The sequence below is a fragment of the Cohnella sp. GbtcB17 genome (assembly GCF_019091135.1).
Lineage (GTDB): Bacteria > Bacillota > Bacilli > Paenibacillales > Paenibacillaceae > Cohnella.
This window is the reverse complement of sequence record NZ_JAGXJW010000287.1, coordinates 1-264: the sequence shown is the minus strand read 5'-3', so window position 1 is coordinate 264 and position 264 is coordinate 1. Positions and strand designations below refer to the sequence as shown.

Here is a 264-nt window from a genome sequence, read left to right as displayed (position 1 = left end):
CGGGCTCGTCGAAGGTGAACGGCAGCCCCTGATAGACCGGATAGGTAAGCGGTCCGGCGGGCGTCAACGCCGGCGGCTCCTTGTCAATATTGGCGACGACGGCTTTGTACTCGCGAATGGCGCCGTTGCCGTCTTTGTCGAGGAAGACGAATTCGCCATTGTCCGCAAAAGTGTAGGACGCGCTTCCCCCGTTGTTGTTCACCGTGAATCCGCTCGGAAGCTCCAAGGGCGCCGCAACCGGCTTGTTCGTCAGCGCCGTCGTGC

General features: G+C 62.1%; 1 protein-coding gene. It reads right to left on the bottom strand.

Annotated elements, in window-relative coordinates; genetic code table 11:
- Positions 1–264: hypothetical protein (locus tag KVT38_RS33800; protein WP_217598090.1), on the bottom strand; the 264-nt coding region annotated here is incomplete at both ends.